Source organism: Halomonas sp. 1513, assembly GCA_001971685.1.
Classification (GTDB): domain Bacteria; phylum Pseudomonadota; class Gammaproteobacteria; order Pseudomonadales; family Halomonadaceae; genus Franzmannia.
In genome coordinates this window covers 2,720,667-2,739,791 of record CP019326.1, presented here as the reverse complement: position 1 = coordinate 2,739,791, position 19,125 = coordinate 2,720,667, and the positions used below count along the sequence as shown (strand labels likewise).

Sequence of the window (19,125 nt, the reverse complement as noted above, 5' to 3'; positions counted from 1 at the left end):
CAGGGTTCCGGTCTGCACTAGGTGAAAGACTTTCATGTTTAAACGTTTACGGGGGCTGTTCTCGAGCGATCTATCGATCGACCTGGGGACCGCCAACACACTGATCTACGTTCGCGGTCGGGGCATCGTGCTCGACGAACCATCCGTCGTGGCGATCCGCCAGTCCGGCAACATGCGCAGCGTCGCTGCCGTCGGCGTCGACGCCAAGCGCATGCTGGGCCGCACGCCGGGCAATATCACCGCCATCCGCCCGATGAAGGACGGGGTGATTGCCGACTTCACCGTCACCGAGCAGATGCTGCAGCACTTCATCCGCAAGGTGCATCAGAGCACCTTCCTCACCCCGAGTCCGCGGGTGCTGGTGTGTGTGCCATGCATGTCGACCCAGGTCGAGCGCCGCGCCATCAAGGAGTCGGCGGAAGGCGCCGGGGCCCGCGAGGTGTTCCTGATCGAGGAACCCATGGCGGCTGCCATCGGCGCCGGTCTGCCGGTGGAAGAGGCGCAGGGCTCGATGGTCGTCGATATCGGTGGCGGCACCACCGAAATCGCCATCATCTCGCTCAACGGCGTGGTCTACTCGGAGTCGATCCGCGTCGGCGGCGACCGCTTCGACGAAGCCATCACCGCCTATGTGCGCCGCCATTACGGCAGCCTGATCGGTGAGGCTACCGCCGAGCGCATCAAGGAAGAGATCGGCTGTGCCTACCCGGGCGGCGAGCTGCGCGAGATCGACGTGCGCGGCCGTAACCTGGCCGAAGGCATTCCGCGCAGCTTCACGCTCAACTCCCACGAGATTCTCGATGCGCTGCAGGAGACCCTGGCCTCGATCGTCACCGCGGTGAAGAGTGCCCTCGAGCAGTCGCCGCCCGAGCTGGCCTCGGATATCGCCGAGCGCGGCCTGGTACTGACCGGCGGCGGCGCGCTGCTGCGCGATCTCGACAAGTTGATCGCCGAAGAGACTGGCCTGCCGGTGATCGTCGCCGAGGACCCGTTGACCTGCGTGGCACGTGGCGGCGGCAAGGCCCTGGAGATGATCGACCAGCATACCTTCGAGCTGCTCTCGAGCGACTAACGCCCGGTCTCGGCTGGGCTGCTTTCGGGGGGATTGCTTATCAAACCGCTGTTCTCGCACGGGCCGGTGCCGGGCTATCGCATGCTGCTGTGTGCGATCTTGGCGTTCGCGCTGATGTTCGCGGAACACCGATTCTCGCGCATGGAAGATCTACGCGCTCAGATGACCACCGTGGTCGCGCCGATCCAGTGGGCGGTCAGCGTGCCCAGCGATGTGCTGACCTGGGGTTCGCTGGCGCTCTCCGATCAGCGCGCCCTGGTCGACGAGAATCGCCGCCTGCGTGAGCAGCTGCTGACCCTGTCGCACCGCGTGCAGCGCATGGCCAGCCTGACCGCAGAGAACGTGCGACTGCGTGAGCTGCTCAACGCGGCGGGGCAGACCGAGATGCCTTACATCACCGCCGAGCTGCTGTCGCTGGACTCCGATCCCTTCACCCATCAGATGGTCATCGACCGCGGTCGTCGCGACGGCGCCTACGTCGGCCAGCCGGTGATGGACGCCTCGGGGCTGGTGGGGCAGATCACCGCGGTGTCGGCCTACTCGAGCCGCGTGCTGATGCTCGCCGACGCCAATCACGCCATGCCGGTGCAGGTCAATCGCAACGGTCTGCGCTTCATCGTGCAGGGCTCGGGGCGCTACGATACCCTCAATGTGATGCACGTTCCCGATACCGCCGATATCCGCGAGGGCGATCTGCTGATCACCTCGGGGCTGGCCGGGCGCTTCCCCGCCGGCTATCCGGTGGCGCGGGTCAGTGAAGTGGTTCACGATCCCGGTCAGCCCTTCGCCCGGGTCACCGCGGCACCGGTGGCGCAGCTGCAGCGCTCGCGGCACTTCCTGCTGCTGTTTCCACCGCCGACCATCGAGCCCGAGCCGGGTGACCGGCTGTGGGACGAAACCTTCTCGATCATCGAGCCGCCCATGGAGTTGATGCCGTAATGGTTGCCATAGGCCTGCGCGGAACCCTGCTGATCTGGCTGAGCCTGCTGCTGGCGCTGTGCCTGCAGGTGATGCCGCTGGCTGATGTATGGCTGATGTGGCGGCCCGATTGGCTGGGTCTGATGCTGATCTACTGGTGCGTGGTGATGCCACAGCGGGTCGGCGTGCTGCACGGCTTCGTGCTGGGGATTTTGCTCGACCTGATCGAGGGCTCGCCGCTGGGCCAGAATGCCCTCACCCTGTCGCTGCTGGCCTTCCTGTGTGCGCTGCTCTATCAGCGGCTGCGCGCCTACTCGCTGCTCCAGCAGGCACTGCTGATCTTCATGCTGTTGGGCATCGTGCAGTTGATCGAGCAGTGGCTGCGCACCATCGTCGGGCCGTTCTCGATCCACCTGGCATTCCTGCTGCCCTCGCTGATCGGCGCGCTGCTCTGGCCATGGCTGTTTACCATGTTCCAGATGCTGCGCCGTCGACTGGGCATCTTCTGAGCATCGAATGGAGGCTGCATGACCGCCATCCTGCGACTGGCCTCTGCCTCACCGCGCCGCCGCGACCTGCTCGCCTCGATCGGTGTGGCGGTGGAAATCCACCCGGTGGATATCGACGAGACGCCGTGGCCGGATGAGGCACCGCAGGCCTATGTGCAGCGCCTGGCCCGGGACAAGGCGCTGGCCGGGGCGGCGGGCAGCCAGCTGCCGACCCTCGGCTCTGACACCGCGGTGGTGCTGAACGGCCAGATCTTCGGCAAGCCCAGCGACCAGGCCCATGCCGCCGAGATGCTCGGCGCGCTGGCCGGCACCACTCACCAGGTGCTGACCGCGGTGGCGGTCAGCGGACCGGCCGGCCTGCTCGAGGCGTGCGTGACCAGCCAGGTTACCCTGCGCGACATCGACAGCGCCGAGATCGCCGCCTACTGGGCCACCGGCGAGCCCACCGACAAGGCCGGCGGCTATGCCATCCAGGGCCTGGCGGCGGTGTTCGTGGCCGAGATGCAGGGCAGCCATTCGGCGGTGGTGGGGCTGCCGCTGTACGAGACCGCCGCCCTGCTGGCCCGACAAGGCGTGCCGCTGTGGTCGGGGGGCGGGGTGGCTGTGCCATAATGCCGAGATGATCACTGGATAAGGAAGCCTGCATGAGCGGTGAAGTACTCATCAACCTGACGCCGATGGAAACCCGCGTGGCGGTGGTCGAGAACGGCGTCCTGCAGGAAGCCTTTATCGAGCGCAGCCGGCGTCGCGGCATCGTCGGCAATATCTACAAGGGCAAGGTGGTGCGGGTGCTGCCCGGCATGCAGGCCGCCTTCGTCGATATCGGCCTCGACCGGGCCGCGTTCATCCACGCCCACGAGGTGATGCCGGCCAATACCCCTAGCGACGAGCAGGTCTCCATCGGCCATCTGCTGCACGAGGGTCAGGCGCTGGTGGTCCAGGTCACCAAGGACCCGATCGGCTCCAAGGGCGCGCGGCTCACCACCCACCTGTCGGTACCGTCGCGGTTTCTGGTCTACATGCCCGACTCGCCGCATAACGGCGTCTCCCAGCGTATCGAGGACGAGGCCGAGCGCGAGCGGCTGCGCCAGCTGACCGAGCAGTGCCAGAGCGAGCAGGAGCTCGAGATCAGCGGCGGTTTCATCATCCGCACCGCCGCCGAGGGTGTCGGCCATGAAGAGCTCTACGCCGACATGCACTTTCTGCTGCGGCTATGGCGCAAGGTCAGCGAGCGCAAGGTTACCGCGTCGGCGCCCAGCGTGATCTACGACGACCTGCCGCTGTTCATCCGCACCCTGCGCGACGTGATGCGCGACGAGATCGAGAAGGTGCGCATCGATTCGCGGGAGAATTACCTGAAGCTGGTCGAGTTCGCCAGCGAGTTCATGCCCGGCACCGAGACGCGCATCGAGTACTACCCCGGCGAGCGGCCGATCTTCGATCTCTACAGCGTCGAGGACGAGATTCAGAAGGCGCTGGGGCGCAAGGTGCAGCTCAAGTCCGGCGGCTATCTGGTCATCGATCCCACCGAGGCGATGACCACCATCGACGTCAACACCGGCGGCTACGTGGGGCATCGCAACCTCGAGGAGACCATCTTCAAGACCAACCTCGAGGCGGCCACGGCGATCGCCCGCCAGCTCAGGCTGCGCAACCTGGGTGGCATCATCATCATCGATTTCATCGACATGGAAGATCCCGAACACCAGCGCCAGGTGCTGCGGGTACTGGAGAAGTCGCTGGAGCGCGACCACGCCAAGACCAAGTGCACCGGGGTCACCGAGCTGGGGTTGGTGCAGCTGACGCGCAAGCGTACCCGCGAAAGTCTTGAACAGACGCTGTGCGAACCCTGTCCAACCTGCAGTGGGCGCGGCACGCTGAAGACGCCGGAAACGGTGTGCTATGAGATCTTTCGCGAGATCCTGCGTGAAGAGCGCGCCTACAGCCCGGAAACCTACATGGTGCTGGCCTCCCAGGCGGTAGTGGATCGGCTGCTCGACGAGGAGTCCTCGGCGGTAGCCGACCTCGAAACCTTCATCGACAAGACGATTCGTTTCCAGGTCGAGGCACACTATTCCCAGGAGCAGTACGATATCGTGCTGATGTAAACGATGAGCCCACTCCGCGTGACGCTGCGCTGGGCGCTGACCCTGGCGGCGATCTGCCTGACGCTGCTGGCGATACTGGTGGTGGCGTTGCGCCTGGCGCTGGGCCAGGTCGATATGCTGCGCGACAATCTCGAGACGCTGCTCTCGGCACGCTTCAACGCCGAGGTCAGCGTGGCCGAGCTGAGCGCCGGGGTCGATCGTCTGGATCCCCGCGCCGAGCTTAGCCACCTGCGCATCGCCTCGCGTGACGGACGCGATCTGCCGCTGCTGGAAGTCGAGCACGCACGGCTGCGGCTCGACAGCGGTGCTTCGCTGCGCGACTGGGTGCCGGTGATCGAGGATGCGCGCATCCGTCAGGTCACGGTGCACCTGTATCAGACGCCTGAGCGCACCTGGCATTGGCCGGAGCCGGCCGAGCTGCCGCCGGAGTTCCAGCCCGACACCCGTTTCGATCTCGAACGGCTCGATTTCTGGGTCGGCGCGCTGCTGCGCCAGCGGGTCGAGGCCGAGCAGGTGCGGCTGGTGCTGCACGGCCTGGATCGCCAGGTGGTGCTCGAGGCGCCGAGCCTGCTGATGACCGGCGACCGGCGGCGCACCCATGTCGAGGGCTGGCTGTACGTCGAGGGGCAGCCAGAGACTGCCCTGGAGGCGGCGCTGGAGGTGCAGCCGGGTCCGCGCGGGCTGGCCGACTTCAGCGCGGCGCTGCAGGCGCGCATGGACATTGCCAGTCTGGTCGAGCTGGCGGAAGTGCTGAGCCGCAACGACCCGGTACGGCTCGACGAGGCCCATGGCCAGGCCGAGCTGTGGGGGCGCTGGCAGCAGGGCGCACTGCAGGATGCGCGGCTCGATCTGGACGTACCGCAGCTCGTGGTCAGCAATGCCACCTCGACGCTGGCGCTGGCGGATATTCGCGCGCGTGGCCAGTGGCTGCGTGAAGGCCCCGACGGCTGGCAGGCGTGGCTGAGCCGCGAGCCGCTGGCCGACGACGATGCCACTCACGGACCGGCGATTCCCGAGCACTGGCACCTCGTCGGTGAGGGCCGCGACTGGTGGCTCAACACCAGCGGCTTCGAGCTCGATGCGCTGGCCGCCTGGCGCAATCGCGTGCCGCTCCCCGAGGGATTGGTGCGGGTGCTCGACAGCCTCGACCCCCAGGGGCGCATCAGCGGCTTCGGTGTCGGCCGTCGCAACGGCAGCTGGCAGGCCCTGGGCGCCTTTCACCAGGTGGCGGTCTCGCCCTGGCAGAACGCCCCGGGCGGCGGTCCCATCGATGCCTGGGTCGAGGCCGAGGACCTGCACGGCAAGGTCACCTTCGTCGGCGACCTCAATACGACGCTTAATTTCTCGCGTCTTTTCGGCGAGCCGATGCAGCTCGATGCCGCTCGCGGTGTCGTGCAGTGGGACTATCGCGGCGAGCGGGTGCATGTCGATGGCCAGGACCTCGAAGCGCTGTGGCGCGGCGCGCAGGTGCAGGGCGGTTTCGACCTGGCACTGGGCGGCGACGCCCCCGGCGAGCTGGGCCTCGATCTGACGTTTCGCGATATCGACGCAGTCGAGACCCCGTTGCGTGACTGGTTGCCGGTAGGCGTGTTCGGCGAGGCGCTCAACGACTGGCTCGAGCTGGGCGCCGCGGGGCGGGTCACCGCCGGCACCCTTAGCCTGCGCCAGCCGCTGCGCGAGGGCATCGAGCCTGACGATATCGAGCTCGAACTGGCCCTCGAGCTGGTCGACGGCTTTCTCCCCTTTGCCGAGGGCTGGCCGGCGCTGGAAGATGTCAGCGGCCGCCTGGCGATGGACGATATGCGCCTGGAGGCCTGGGTCGACCATGCCGAGAGCCTGGGGGTGGTGGCCAATGATGGGCGGGTCAGCCTCGCTGACGGCACCCTGACCGTGCTCGGCGAGTTGGCCGGCAGCAGCGAGGCGGTGCTCGCCTATCTCGCCGCCCTGCCGTTCTTCGACCTCGACAGCAGCGACTTCAGCGGCAGCGGCGCCCTGGCCGGTGACTTGGCGCTTGAGCTGCCGCTCGGTGATCTTGAAGCGCTGAGCCTGGATATCGATGCGCAGGTCGACGTGCCCACGCTGGTCTATGTGCCCCTGGATATCACCATGCAGAACGTCAACGGGTCGCTGGCCTATCGCCACCGCGATGACCAGGGTGGGGTCGACGGCGTGCTCGGTGCCCGCGTGTTCGGCGGGCCGCTGCGCGCCGATTTCGATACCCGTGAGCAGGGCGTCGATTTCAGCGGCAGGGCGCTGGCCAGCGGTCTGCTGGACTGGACCGGGCTGGATGCCGCGGCGCCCATCCTCGACGGCGTCTTTCCCTATTCGGCGCGACTCGACCTGGCACCAGGCGCGGCCCGCTTCCGCTTCGACAGTGACTTGAGCGGCCTGGCGATTCGCCTGCCGGCGCCGTTCGGCAAGCCGGCGGCCAGTCGCGCGCCGCTGTTCGTCGACGCCGACCTGGAAAGTGGCGTGATCGAGGGCGAGCTGGCCGAACGGCTGCGGCTGCGCTGGCGCGAGTGGGGGCGTGGGGCGCAGGGCCAAGCGTGGCTTGAGCAGTGGCCGACGACGCCCGCCTGGCCCGACGGCAGCGGCTGGGAGGTCGACTGGCGCACCTCGCGGATCGACACCCAGGCCTGGGCCGAGGCGCTGGGGGGGCTAGGGGTCGATGGCCTGGCCCTGGGCGACGGCACACCCGATCAGCTACGTGCGCTACGCCTGGCGACCCCGTGTCTGGAGGTCCAGCAGCGCTGCCTGGGTTCGCTGTATGTCAGTGCCTACCCATGGAGTGGCGATGACTGGCGTCTCGATGTCGACGGCAGTCTGCTCGAGGGGCGTGTCGACTACCGCCCGGCCGGCGGCGGCGAGCTGGATGTCGCCCTGGTGCGGCTCAACCTGGATGCGCTGATGCCCGAGCAGGCCGACGCCGAGGGGCTGCTCGACGAGATCGCCGTGGCGCCGACCCCGGCCGTCTTTCCCGACTGGATCGGCGAACTGCCCGACGGTCGGTTGCGGGTCGCCCGCCTGCTGCATGAGGGCAAGTCGTTTGGCCCGCTCACCGCCCGCTGGCGGGCCAGCCCCGGCTCGCTGCAGGTGGCGCCGCTGGGCTTGACGCTGGGGCGTGTCTCGGCGCGCGGTGAGATCGACTGGGAAGCCTCCGGTGGGGCGAGCCTGACCCGCTCGCGACTGTCGCTGGACGGCGGCGACCTGGGCTCCGCCCTGGAGCGGCTCGACCAGCCGATGGCGATCAGCAATGCCAGCACACGCGTGCGCTCGCAGTTGGCCTGGCCGGGGGCGCCCTGGCAGTTCGGTCTCGACCGCTCGCGAGGCAGCCTGGATATCGACCTGCGCGACGGCCGCTTCCGCTATCTCGAATCCCCCTCGGCACGGCTGGTGGGGCTGCTCAACTTCGACAACCTGCTGCGCCGGCTGCGACTCGACTTTACCGATGTCACCGGCCAGGGCACCGCCTTCGACAGTGTCATCGGCAGTGCGACCTTGTATGGTGGCATTCTGGAAACCCGTGGCCCGGTGGTGGTCGAGGCGCCGGCGACCCGTTTTACCCTGGATGGCCAGGTCGACCTGGCGCGCCGTGAACTCGATCAGCGGCTCGGGGTCACGGTACCAGTGAGCCAGAATCTGCCGCTGGCGGCGGTCGCCGCCGGCGCCCCGATAGTCGGCGGGGCACTGTTTATCGCGCATCGCCTGTTCGGTGGAGCCATCGATCGGGCGACGCAGATTCATTACCGCGTGCGGGGCCCCTGGACCTCGCCGCAGATTTCCCTGGAAGGTGGCGAATGAACCTACACTCCCGTGAATTGACGGCTCAAGACAAGCTCGATGGCGCCGTGGCGACGCTGCTGGCCCCGGGCGGGCTGGACCTCGCCGGTCTGGACGCCGGGCTCGGCCATGCGCTGGGCGCCGGTATCGACTATGCCGACCTCTATTTTCAGCGCAGCTGGCAAGAGAGCTGGGTGCTCGAGGACGGCGAGGTCAAGGAGGGCAGCTACAACATCGACGGTGGCGTCGGCGTGCGCGCCATGGCCGGCGAAAAGACCGGCTTCGCCTACTCCAACCAGATCACCGCCGAGGCGCTGGCCGATACCGGGCGCACCGCGTCGGGGATCGCTCGCAGTGGCGCGCGCTTGACGCTGTCCCCGGGCCGCCTGGGGCAGGCCGACGAGCGCTATGTCGGCCTCGATCCGCTGGCCGGCCTCTCTGCCGCCGACAAGATCGCCATGCTCAAGGAGGCCGATCGCGTGGCACGCGCCGAGAACCCCGCGGTAAGCCAGGTCAGCGCCTCGCTGACCGGCCTCTACGAAGTCGTGCTGGTGCGTGCCAGCGACGGCACCCTGGCCGCCGATGTGCGCCCGCTGGTGCGCTTCAACGTCAGCGTGATCGTGGTCAAGAACGGCCGTCGCGAACGCGGCAGCGCCGGCGGTGGCGGTCGCTATGCCATGGCGCGCCTGCGCGACGACCAGGCACCGAGCCGCTTCGCCCGCGAAGCGGTACGCCAGGCGATGGTCAACCTCGAGGCGGTGGACGCGCCGGCGGGCCAGATGCCGGTGGTGCTGGGCGCCGGCTGGCCGGGCATCCTGCTGCACGAGGCGGTGGGGCACGGTCTGGAAGGCGACTTCAATCGCAAGGGCAGCTCGGCGTTCGCCGGCCGCATGGGCCAGCGGGTGGCGGCCAAGGGGGTGACGGTGGTCGACGACGCGACCCTCGCCGATCGCCGCGGCTCGCTGTCGATCGACGACGAGGGCACCCCAGGCGCCTATACGCCGCTGATCGAGGACGGCATCCTCACCGGCTATATGCAGGACAAGCTCAATGCGCGGCTGATGGGCATGGCCCCGACCGGTAATGCGCGCCGCGAGTCCTATGCGCACATGCCGATGCCGCGCATGACCAACACCTACATGCTGGCCGGCCAGGACGATCCCGCCGACATCATCAAGAGCGTCAAGCGCGGCCTCTACGCGGTGAGCTTCGGCGGCGGCCAGGTGGATATCACCTCGGGCAAGTTCGTGTTCTCGGCCAGCGAAGCGTACCTGATCGAGGACGGCAAGATCACCGCGCCGGTCAAGGGCGCGACGCTGATCGGCAACGGCCCCGAGGCGATGGCCCAGGTGTCGATGATTGGCCACGACATGGAGCTCGACACCGGGGTCGGGGTGTGCGGCAAGGAGGGGCAGGGCGTGCCGGTGGGCGTCGGCCAGCCGACCTTGAAACTCGACGAGCTCACGGTAGGCGGCACGGCGTCGTGAGCACCGACGACCGCGGTGAAGCCGGCATGACCATCGCGGCTAAAGCCGCTCCCACTTTGGCCTTGGTGCCACCACACAGTGTGGGAGCGACTTCAGTCGCGATGCAGCGCGCAGCGCTGCCACGATGAGGGGTAGGACGCTATAGGCTCGCCGTATCGCGAATCAGCTTGAACAGCTTGCGCGAACTGGTCGGCGGCTTGTCCTGGGCGCGTTCGCGCTGGGCATTGCGAATCAGCTGGCGCAGCGCCTGGCGGTCGACGTCGGGGAATTCGGCGATAAAGGCCTCGACGGCCTCGTCGCCCTGCTCGATCAGCCGCTCGCGCCACTTCTCCAGGCGGTGGAAGGCGTGGTCGCGCTGCAGCTTTTCCTGCTCGAATTCGTCGAAGGCGGCCTGGATCGCCGCAGTATCCTCGCGGCGCATGACCTTGCCGACGTACTGCATGTGGCGGCGCCGGCCTTCATGGGAGCGGATGCGCCCGGTCTCTTCGACTGCGGCAAGCATCTCGTCGGAGAGCGGCAGCCGGGCGCGCTCGGCGTCGGATAGCGCAATGATTTTCTCGCCCAGGGCCTGCAGGGCCTGCATCTCCTGCTTGCGCTGGGTCTTGCTCTGCCAACCGTCGTGGTCGGCGGGGGAATCGAATGACATGCCATTACCATCAGCATCGGGGTGTGCGGCGAGTATACCAGCCCACCCCAGTCAAGGAGACACGAGATGACACAGGCTTTTGATGCCGCCGCACAGCAGGCGCTACTCGAGACGCGGGTGGCCGCGGCGCTGGACCAGGCGCGCCAGCTGGGGGCCGACGCCTGCGAGGTGGGGGCCAGCGTCGATCAGGGGATCGGCGTCAGCGTGCGTCTGGGCGAGGTGGAGAGCGTCGAGCTGTCCCGCGATCAGGGTATCGCGGTGACCGTCTTCGTCGGCAACCGCAAGGGCAGCGCCTCCTCGTCGGATGCCGGCGAGGCCTCGATCAGGGCCGCGGTGGAGAAGGCCATCGGCATCGCCCGCCATACCGGTGAGGACCCGCATGCCGGGCTGGCGCCGGCCGAGCTGATGGCCACCGAACTGCCCGATCTCGAGGTGCACCACCCCTGGCGGCTGAGCACCGATGAAGCCATCGAGCTGGCGCTCGCCTGCGAGTCTGCGGGACGCGCCGTAGCAGGCATCACCAACTCCGACGGCGCCAGCCTGTCGAGCGGCGAGGGGGTGCGCGTCTACGGCAACAGCCACGGTTTCCTGGGTAGCCTGTGCGGCAGCCGCCACTCGCTGTCGTGCATGCTGATCGCCGAGGATGCCAGCGGCATGCAGCGCGACTATGAGTATACCAGCGAGCGTGACCCGGCCAGGTTGCAGGCGGCGGATGTGATCGGCCGCCAGGCCGCCGACAAGACCCTGCGCCGCCTCGGCGCCAGGCGTCCGGCCACCGGGCGCTTTCCGGTGCTGTTCGACCCCCAGCTGTCAGCCGGGCTGCTCGGCCATCTGATGAGTGCCATTGCCGGCGGCGCGCTGTACCGCGACGCCTCCTTCCTGTGCGGGCGGCTCGGCGAGACGCTGTTTCCGAGCTGGTTCACGCTGAGCGAGAAGCCGCTCGAGGTGGGCGCCTCGGCCAGCGCGCCGTTCGACAACGACGGCGTCTATACCCGCGACAACGTGTTCGTCGACCAGGGACGGCTGGCCAGCTACATGCTCTCGGCGTACAGCGCGCGACGTCTCGGCATGCAGACCACGGGTAACGCCGGCGGCGCGCGTAACTTGCGCCTGCAGGTGCCGTTGACGCCCCACGCCGCGCTGCTCGAGCAGCTCGGCACCGGGGTGCTGGTCACCGAGCTGATGGGGCAGGGGGTCAACGGCGTGACCGGTGACTACTCACGCGGCGCGGCCGGGTTCTGGATCGAGAACGGGGTGATCCAGTATCCGGTCGAAGAGTTCACCATCGCCGGCAATCTCGAGCAGATGTTCCGCGGCCTGGTGGCCGTCGGCGATGATGTCGACACCCGCGGCAGCATCCACAGCGGCAGCTGGTTGATCGACGAGATGACGGTGGCCGGCAGCTAAGGCAGGGCGCCTACTCGCCCTCCTCGAAGCGTGACTCGAACAGTGCGCTCAAGGCGTCGAGCACGGCCTCGGCGTCCTGGCCCTCGGCGTGGACGGTGAGGGCGCTGCCGCAGGGCGCGGCGAGCATCAGCAGCGACATGATGTTGGCCGCGTCGGCGTCGCGACCGGCGTGTTGGACCCTGACCTTGGCACGATACGGCTGGCAGCACTGCACCAGCTTGGTGGCCGCGCGGGCGTGCAGGCCACGCTTGTTGGTCAGGGTCAGCTCACGGCTCGGCATTGGCTCAACATCCTTGTGGTGACGTGGCGTTGTCGCTGTCCTTGGCGGCGGGATGGGTGATGGCGGTATGGATGCCGAGCTCGCGGTGGCGCAGGCGCACGTCGGGATAGTCGGCGGCAAACTCGGTGGCCAGGCGCTCGACCAGATACACCGAGCGGTGCTGGCCGCCGGTGCAGCCGATCGCCACGGTGACGTAGCTGCGATGGCTGGCCTGATAGGCGGGTAGCCAGCGGGTCAGCCAGCCACGGATATCGGTCGCCATGGCGCCGACGTCGGGGTAGCGCTCGAGAAACGCGACGATCTCGGCGTCGCGGCCGTTGAACGGTCGCAGCCGCGGATCCCAGTAGGGATTGGGCAGGCAGCGGGCGTCGAACACGGTGTCGGCGTCCAGCGGTACGCCGCGCTTGAAACCGAACGACTCGAAGGTCAGGGTCAGCTGCTTGCCGACGTGCTGGGCAACCTGGTCGGCGATCCGCCCACGCAGCTCGTGGACCGATAGCCGGGTGGTGTCGATGGTCAGGTCGGCGAGGTCGCGAATATCGGCCAGCGCGCTCTCTTCGGAGTCGATGGCCTCGGCCAGGGTGCGGTCGCTGTCGCGGGTCAGCGGGTGGCGACGGCGAGTCGCCGAATAGCGCTCGAGGAGGATCTTGGCATCGGCGGTGAGATAGACGACCTGGCAGTCGACGCCGCGCTGGCGCACCTCATCGAGCAGGCTCGGGAAGCGCTCCAGGGCGTCCGGCAGGTTGCGCGCGTCGATGCTGACCGCGATCGAGGCGCGACGCGGCTCGCCGGCATGCAGTTCATCTACCAGCGAGCCAAGCAGTATCGCCGGGAGGTTGTCGATGGCATAGAAGCCCAGGTCCTCGAGGGCCTGCAGGGCAATCGATTTGCCCGAGCCTGAACGGCCGCTGATGATGACGAGCTGCATGCTGCTCTCCTGCGCGAAAACGTGCCGCCGACATGCTGGCCAGGGACTAGCTGTCAGCCCCAGCCGAGCGCTCAGGGAGCGGGGGGATCGGGTTGCTGGGCCTGGCGGTCGATAGCCGCCATCAGGGTATCATGAAGTTCGCGCTGACTCTCGCAGCGGCGTAACTGGCTGCGGGTATCGGCGTCGTTCATCACCCCGGCCACCTCGGCCAGCAGTGCCAGGTGCGTGTCGTCGGCCTCCTCGGGCACCAGCAGCACGAACACCAGGTCCACCGGGTCGCCGTCGATGGCATCGAAGTCCACCGCCTCGCTGAGCTTGAGGAAGCCGGCCAGCGGGGTCTTGCAGTGGGGGCTGCGGGCATGCGGGATGGCCACGCCGTTGCCGATACCGGTGCTGCCCAGTCGCTCACGCCCGATCAGGCGACTGAAGACTTCCTGGCTGTCGAGGCTCGGGGTGTTCTGGGCAATGAAGGTGCTGAAGAATTCCAGCACCCGTTTCTTGCTCCCCCCGGGGACGCCGAACAGGGCGCGCTCGGGGGGTAGGATGGTTTGCAGAGTCATGGAGAATCAGCGGACACCGGCGCCTTGGGCGCGGGCTTGAGCTTTTTCCTTGTGTTTGACCAGTTGGCGGTCGAGCTTGTCGGCCAGGGCATCGATGGCGGCGTACATGTCCACGTCCTGTGCATCGGCGTGGATGTCGGCCCCCGCCGCATGGAGCGTACAGGCGGCCAGCTGGCGTTCCTTCTCGATGGAAAGCGTGACCTGCACGGTGGTGATGTTGTCGTAGTGTCGTTCGAGGCGGGCAAGCTTCTCGTCGACATAGTCGCGCAGCGAATCGGTCAGTTCAACATGGTGTCCGGTGATGTTGACTTGCATGGCACGCTCCTTTCCTGCGGGTGTCGTCTCGATTGTAACCCTTTTTCCGGCGCTGCATACCCCCCGGCAGAGGAGATTTCCCGGACCCCGGGGAAGCCGTTATTTTTGTTGTCAGGACAATCGCTTGCGCTCGCTGGAGGGGGGAATGCCCATGGCCTCGCGGTACTTCGCCACGGTACGCCGGGCGACCTTGATGCCGCTGTCGGCGAGCAGGTCGACCAGCTTGCTGTCGGACAGCGGTTTGCGCGGCGGCTCCTCGCCGATCAGCTTCTTCAAGCGCGCGCGAATCGCCGTGCTGGAGTGGGCATCGCCGCCGTCGCCGGCGCCGCCCACGTGGCTGGAGAAGAAGTACTTGAGCTCGAACACGCCGCGCGGGGTGTGGATGAATTTCTGGGTGGTGACGCGCGAGATGGTCGACTCGTGCATCTCCACCGCCTGGGCGATATCGGCCAGGATCAGCGGTTTCATGGCCTCCTCGCCCTGCTCGAGGAAGTCGAACTGGCGCGTCATGATCTCGCGGCCGACCCGCAGCAGGGTGTCGTTGCGGCTCGACAGGCTCTTGATCAGCCAGCGGGCCTCCTGCAGGTGCTGCTTCATGAAAGCGTTGTCATCGCTCTTGTCGGCGCGCTTGATCAGCGCCGCGTAGTCGGGCTGGATGCGCATCCGCGGCAGCGCCTCGGGGTTCAGTTCGATGCGCCAGCCGGCCTGGGTATGCCGGGCGATCAGGTCGGGGATCACGTAGTCGTTGCTGCTGTCGCTGAAGGCTTGGCCGGGACGCGGATCGAGGGTCCGGACCAGGGCAATGACCTGATCGAGCTGATCGTCATCCAGGCGCAGGCGGCGCTTGAGCAGCTTGCGGTCATCCGCGGCGAGGGCTTCGAGGAACTGGCGGACAAGGCGCTTGGCCTGGGGTAGCAGCGGGGTGTCGTCGGGGAGTACGCCGAGCTGCAGCATCAGGCATTCGCGCAGGTCGCGGGCACACACGCCGGTAGGCTCGAACTGCTGGAGACGCAGCAGCACCTGCTCGACTTCGTTGGCCTTGAGGCCTGACAGGCCCTGGTCGCGCAGTCCGCCGCTGAGTTCGTCGAGGCTCGCCGCCAGGTAGCCGTTGTCGTCGACGGCATCGATCAGGCTCTCGGCGATGGTGCGTTCGCGGTCGACCAGGTCGGTCATCGCCAGCTGCCAGGCGAGATGATCGTGGAGGCTCTCGCCGCTGGCGTTGCGCTCGAAGTCCGGCCCTTCGCCGCTGCCGCTGGGCGCCATGTCCTGGTAGGTGTCCGACCAGTCGCTGTCGACGGCCAGTTCCTCGGGGATCTCGCTCGACCAGTCGTCCTCCTTGGCTTCCGCGACCTCCTGCTCGCCGAAGGCATCATCGATCTCGAGCATGGGGTTGGACTCCAGGGCCTGCTGGATCTCCTGGCGCAGGTCGAGGGTCGAGAGCTGCAGCAGGGCGATCGCCTGCTGCAGCTGGGGTGTCATCGTCAGGTGGGTACCGACGCGCAGTTGCAACGAGGGTTTCATGGCCATGGGGGAGACGGCTTCGCTGACAAGTGAGCGATCACGTTAGCCCGCGTCGCGACCCCATGCAAGCGGATTGGTATGAAATCTTTGCAATAAACATGCCATGCGCAATTCGTGTGCCAGTTGTCAATAGCACGGCGTGTTTTCATGGGCTTGGAGCAGGGTATTCTTAGAGCCGGAAGTCCTCGCCGAGGTAGACGTCGCGGACTCGCTGGTTGCCTAGCACCTCACTGGCACTGCCTTCGGCGATGATCTGGCCGTCGCCGACGATATAGGCACGGTCGCAGATATCCAGCGTTTCGCGGACGTTGTGGTCGGTGATCAGCACGCCGATATCGCGCGCCTTGAGCTGACGAATGATGCCCTTGATCTCGCCCACCGAGATCGGGTCGACCCCGGCGAAGGGTTCGTCGAGCAGAATGAAGGTCGGCTCGGTGGCCAGTGCCCGGGCAATCTCGACCCGCCGCCGCTCGCCGCCGGACAGGCTCATGCCCAGGTTGTCGCGGATATGGGTGACGTGGAACTCCTCGAGCAGCTGCTCGAGGCGTGCCTGGCGCCCGGCGCGGTCGAGATCCTTGCGGGTCTCGAGGATCGCCATGATGTTGTCGGCCACCGACAGCTTGCGAAACACCGAGGCTTCCTGGGGCAAATAGCCCAGTCCGGCCTGGGCACGCTCGTGCATGGCGGCCCGCGACAGGTCGCGGTCGTCGATGGACACCTCGCCGGCATCGGCCTTGACCAGCCCGACGATCATGTAGAACGACGTGGTCTTGCCTGCGCCGTTGGGGCCGAGCAGTCCGACGATGCTGCCCTGCTCGATGGTCAGGCTGATGTCGTGCACTACCCGGCGACGCTTGTAGCTCTTGGCCAGGTGCTTGGCGCGGAGGGTGGTCATGCGCTTGCCTTAGGTGTTTGGACGAATGGGGTCACGTCAGTTCTGCTCGGGGGTGAGGGTCATGCGCACGCGCTGGCGCTCGCTGCCCTCGACGTCGGAGCGGGCCTGGACCACGCGGCGGTCGAGAAAGTACTCGACGTAGCCGCCGTCGAAGGTGTCGCGGGCCTGGTGCAGCTCGGCACGATCGATCAGCTCCACGCGGCGCTCGGCGACGTGATAGATGATGGTGCGGCCCCAGCCGCGCATCAGCTCCTCGTCGGGGCTGGGGCGCTGCTCGACGTAGGCACGCTCGCCGGTGGCGGTGATGCGCGAGACGTCGCCGGCGTCGTTGCGGCGGATCTCGACGCGGTCGCCGGTGACCTGCAGCGAGCCCTGGCGGATGTCGACATCGCCGGTGTAGACGGCGGTGCCGGCGCGGTCGTCGAGGTCGAGCTGGTCGGCGGTGACGTCGATGGGTTGGCTGGCGTCCTGGCTCTGAGCCAGCGCGGGAACACTGCCCAGCAGCAGCCAGGCGGCCAGTGCCAGTGTCAGGGGTGATCGCCTCATGATGCGGGTTCCTCGGAGACTTCGGGGGGGTGGTGGCCGCGCACGTTGTCGGTCAGGCGCATGCGGTCCTCGTCAAACCAGGCGTCGAAACGCTCGCCACGGGTCCACTGCGGCGGCTGGAACAGGGTGGCGGTGGTCTCGCTGAAGGCGTGACCGATATCGAGGTCGACGTGCAGCACGTCGGTCTCCAGCCGCCAGCCCTCGTCGGGGGCTTCCAGGCGCGCATTGCCGGCCAGCGTCAAGCGCTCGTTGCCGGGCCCCAGGGTGCCGACATCGCCATGCCCGAACCAGGTGCGCCCTTCGTTGTCGAGTAGCCGACTGACCGGCGTTTGGGCGCGCGTCACGTCGTCGTGGGGGGTGTGCACCAGGCGCGGCGTCTCGAGGCGCTGATGAGGGCGGCCCTCGGCATCGAAGCGGGTCATGGTGGCGTCTTCGAGGTAGTAGTCGGGCTCACCGGCCTCGTCGCGTGGCACCGGGCCGGGACCGAAGCTGTCACGCTGGTCGAGCAGTGCCAGCACGCCGCCCAGCAGCAGCAAAATCAGCAGCAGCCACAGCTTGTAGGAGGGGCGCGGCAGGCGGATGGCCATGGCTCAGCGCTTGCCGTGCAGGTAGGTGTCGACGACGGCGCCCCAGTGGCCCTGGGCCTGGAGCAGTGCGTCGCAGATCTCGCGCACGGCGCCGTGGCCGCCGGGGCGCTGGGTGATCCAGTCGGCGTGGGCACGGATGTAGTCGGGCGCATTGGGCACGCTGATGCCCAGGCCGGCACGCTTGATGGCGGCCAGGTCGGGTAGATCGTCGCCGCCGTAGGCGACCCGCTCGAGCCCCAGGTCGAGGCGCTGGCAGAGCTCGCGAAGAGCCTCGAGTTTATCCTCGCGGCCCTGCAGCACGTGGTGGATGCCCAGCGCCGCGGCGCGCTGGCTGACCATCGGTGAATCCCGCCCGGTAATCAAGGCGACCTCCAGGCCGGCTTGGCGCAGCAGCTTGATGCCGTGCCCGTCCTGGGTATGAAACGCCTTGATCTCGATGCCGTCGGCCTGAAAGTAGAGGCGGCCGTCGGTGAACACGCCGTCGACGTCCAGCGCCAGCAGGCGGACGTGACGTGCCTGGTCGATCAGGGTCGGGGGTAAGGCGGGGGTGTCGGGGCTCATTAAACCTCCTAGATGACGCCGCTGGTGAGCAGGTCGTGCATGTGCAGGGCGCCTACCGGGCGGCCCTGGTCGTCGACCACCGCCAGGGCGGTGATACGGTTGTCCTCCATGACCCTGACGGCTTCGGCCGCCAGTACCTCGGCGCCGATGCGCTTGCCGGGGCGGGTCATGACCTCGTCCACCGTGAGCGCTCGCAGGTCGGCATACTGATCGAGCGTACGCCGCAGATCGCCGTCGGTATAGACCCCGGCCAGCAGGCCCTGTTCATCGACCACGCAGGTGAAACCGAGGCCCTGGCGGGTGATCTCCAGCAGGGCGTCGCGCAGCGGGCTGCCGAGCGGCACCTGGGGCAGGCGGCTGCCCTGATGCATCAGGTCGCCGACCTTGAGCAGCAGGCGGCGGCCGAGGCTGCCGCCGGGGTGTGACAGGGCGAACTCCTCGGCGGTGAAGCCGCGCGCCTCGAGCAGTGCCACCGCCAGCGCGTCGCCGAGCGCCAGGGCCGCGGTAGTCGAGGCAGTGGGGGCCAGGTCGAGGGGGCAGGCCTCGCGGGCCACCGCGGCGTTGAGGTGCGCCTCGGCGTGGCGTGCCAGGGTCGAGCCGGGGCGTCCGGTCATGCTGATCAGCGGCGTGCCCATGCGCTTGAGCAGCGGCAGCAGCGCGGTGACCTCGCTGGTTTCACCGGAGTTGGACAGCGCCAGCACCACGTCGCCACGGGTGATCATGCCCAGGTCGCCGTGGCTGGCTTCGCCGGGGTGCACGAAGAAGGCCGGCGTGCCGGTGCTTGCCAGGGTGGCGGCGATCTTGCCGGCGATATGGCCCGACTTGCCCATGCCGGTCACGATCACGCGGCCCTGGCAGTCGAGCATCAGCTGGCAGGCGCGGTCGAAGTCGACGTCGAGCTGGGCGCCGAGCGCGGCGATGGCCTGCTGCTCGAGGTCGAGGGTGCGACAGGCGCTGGTACGAAAGGAAGAGGTGTCGGTCATGGCGGTGATTGTTGCCGGTTGT

At 67.8% G+C, this 19,125-nt stretch carries 19 protein-coding genes; 8 read left to right on the top strand and 11 right to left on the bottom strand.

Annotated features, from left to right (window positions below; translation table 11 throughout):
• Positions 1-34 precede the first annotated feature (34 nt).
• From BWR19_12420 to BWR19_12390, 7 genes are read left to right on the top strand one after another with little or no spacing between them, the layout of a single operon-like run.
• Positions 35-1,072: a rod shape-determining protein gene (locus BWR19_12420; protein APX93675.1), complete on the top strand. Its 1,038-nt coding sequence runs from the start codon at positions 35-37 to the stop codon at positions 1,070-1,072.
• A 33-nt stretch (positions 1,073-1,105) separates the two neighbouring features.
• Positions 1,106-2,011, top strand: a complete 906-nt coding sequence (locus tag BWR19_12415) for a rod shape-determining protein MreC (GenBank protein ID APX93674.1) — start codon at positions 1,106-1,108, stop codon at positions 2,009-2,011.
• On the top strand, positions 2,011-2,499 hold the full coding sequence (locus tag BWR19_12410; protein ID APX93673.1) for a rod shape-determining protein MreD: 489 nt from the start codon (positions 2,011-2,013) through the stop codon (positions 2,497-2,499). Before BWR19_12415 ends, BWR19_12410 begins: the two co-directional genes overlap by 1 nt.
• Before the next feature lie 18 nt (positions 2,500-2,517).
• Positions 2,518-3,111 (top strand): septum formation protein Maf, encoded by a 594-nt coding sequence (locus BWR19_12405; protein APX93672.1) that lies wholly within the window; start codon positions 2,518-2,520, stop codon positions 3,109-3,111.
• Between the two features lie 32 nt (positions 3,112-3,143).
• Positions 3,144-4,607 (top strand): ribonuclease E/G, encoded by a 1,464-nt coding sequence (locus BWR19_12400; protein ID APX93671.1) that lies wholly within the window; start codon positions 3,144-3,146, stop codon positions 4,605-4,607.
• 3 nt (positions 4,608-4,610) lie between these two features.
• Positions 4,611-8,408 (top strand): DUF3971 domain-containing protein, encoded by a 3,798-nt coding sequence (locus tag BWR19_12395; GenBank protein ID APX93670.1) that lies wholly within the window; start codon positions 4,611-4,613, stop codon positions 8,406-8,408.
• Positions 8,409-8,425: 17 nt separating this feature from the next.
• Positions 8,426-9,874, top strand: a complete 1,449-nt coding sequence (locus BWR19_12390) for a metalloprotease TldD (protein APX95013.1) — start codon at positions 8,426-8,428, stop codon at positions 9,872-9,874.
• A 139-nt stretch (positions 9,875-10,013) separates the two neighbouring features.
• Here BWR19_12390 and BWR19_12385 read toward each other — a convergent pair whose 3' ends face one another.
• Complete coding sequence (locus BWR19_12385) at positions 10,014-10,520, bottom strand: hypothetical protein (protein APX93669.1); 507 nt, start codon at positions 10,518-10,520, stop codon at positions 10,014-10,016.
• A gap of 66 nt (positions 10,521-10,586) precedes the next feature.
• Between BWR19_12385 and BWR19_12380 the strand changes: the two genes are divergently transcribed.
• Positions 10,587-11,927: a metalloprotease PmbA gene (locus BWR19_12380; protein APX93668.1), complete on the top strand. Its 1,341-nt coding sequence runs from the start codon at positions 10,587-10,589 to the stop codon at positions 11,925-11,927.
• A gap of 10 nt (positions 11,928-11,937) precedes the next feature.
• Here the strand turns inward: BWR19_12380 and BWR19_12375 are convergent, their stop codons facing one another.
• From BWR19_12375 to BWR19_12330, 10 genes are all read right to left on the bottom strand, one after another.
• A complete protein-coding gene (locus BWR19_12375; protein APX93667.1) occupies positions 11,938-12,207 on the bottom strand; it encodes an HPr family phosphocarrier protein in 270 nt (89 codons plus the stop codon).
• Positions 12,208-12,211: 4 nt separating this feature from the next.
• Positions 12,212-13,135, bottom strand: a complete 924-nt coding sequence (locus BWR19_12370; GenBank protein APX93666.1) for an RNase adaptor protein RapZ — start codon at positions 13,133-13,135, stop codon at positions 12,212-12,214.
• A 71-nt stretch (positions 13,136-13,206) separates the two neighbouring features.
• A complete protein-coding gene (locus BWR19_12365; protein ID APX93665.1) occupies positions 13,207-13,695 on the bottom strand; it encodes a PTS fructose transporter subunit IIA in 489 nt (162 codons plus the stop codon).
• Between the two features lie 6 nt (positions 13,696-13,701).
• Positions 13,702-14,010 (bottom strand): ribosomal subunit interface protein, encoded by a 309-nt coding sequence (locus tag BWR19_12360; protein APX93664.1) that lies wholly within the window; start codon positions 14,008-14,010, stop codon positions 13,702-13,704.
• A 111-nt stretch (positions 14,011-14,121) separates the two neighbouring features.
• The gene (locus BWR19_12355; protein ID APX93663.1) at positions 14,122-15,537 is read right to left on the bottom strand and encodes an RNA polymerase factor sigma-54; all 1,416 of its coding nucleotides are present in this window, start codon (positions 15,535-15,537) and stop codon (positions 14,122-14,124) included.
• A gap of 163 nt (positions 15,538-15,700) precedes the next feature.
• Positions 15,701-16,426 carry an LPS export ABC transporter ATP-binding protein gene (locus tag BWR19_12350; GenBank protein ID APX93662.1) on the bottom strand — a complete coding sequence of 242 codons (726 nt, stop codon included), beginning with the start codon at positions 16,424-16,426 and terminating at the stop codon, positions 15,701-15,703.
• Positions 16,427-16,462: 36 nt separating this feature from the next.
• Entirely contained in the window at positions 16,463-16,972 is a 510-nt protein-coding gene (locus BWR19_12345; GenBank protein APX93661.1) for a lipopolysaccharide transport periplasmic protein LptA, read from the bottom strand.
• Positions 16,969-17,559, bottom strand: a complete 591-nt coding sequence (locus BWR19_12340) for an LPS export ABC transporter periplasmic protein LptC (protein APX93660.1) — start codon at positions 17,557-17,559, stop codon at positions 16,969-16,971. The genes BWR19_12345 and BWR19_12340 overlap by 4 nt, the downstream gene beginning before the upstream one ends.
• A gap of 3 nt (positions 17,560-17,562) precedes the next feature.
• Positions 17,563-18,120 (bottom strand): HAD family hydrolase, encoded by a 558-nt coding sequence (locus tag BWR19_12335; protein APX93659.1) that lies wholly within the window; start codon positions 18,118-18,120, stop codon positions 17,563-17,565.
• An 8-nt stretch (positions 18,121-18,128) separates the two neighbouring features.
• On the bottom strand, positions 18,129-19,103 hold the full coding sequence (locus tag BWR19_12330) for a D-arabinose 5-phosphate isomerase (GenBank protein ID APX93658.1): 975 nt from the start codon (positions 19,101-19,103) through the stop codon (positions 18,129-18,131).
• Positions 19,104-19,125: the final 22 nt, after the last annotated feature.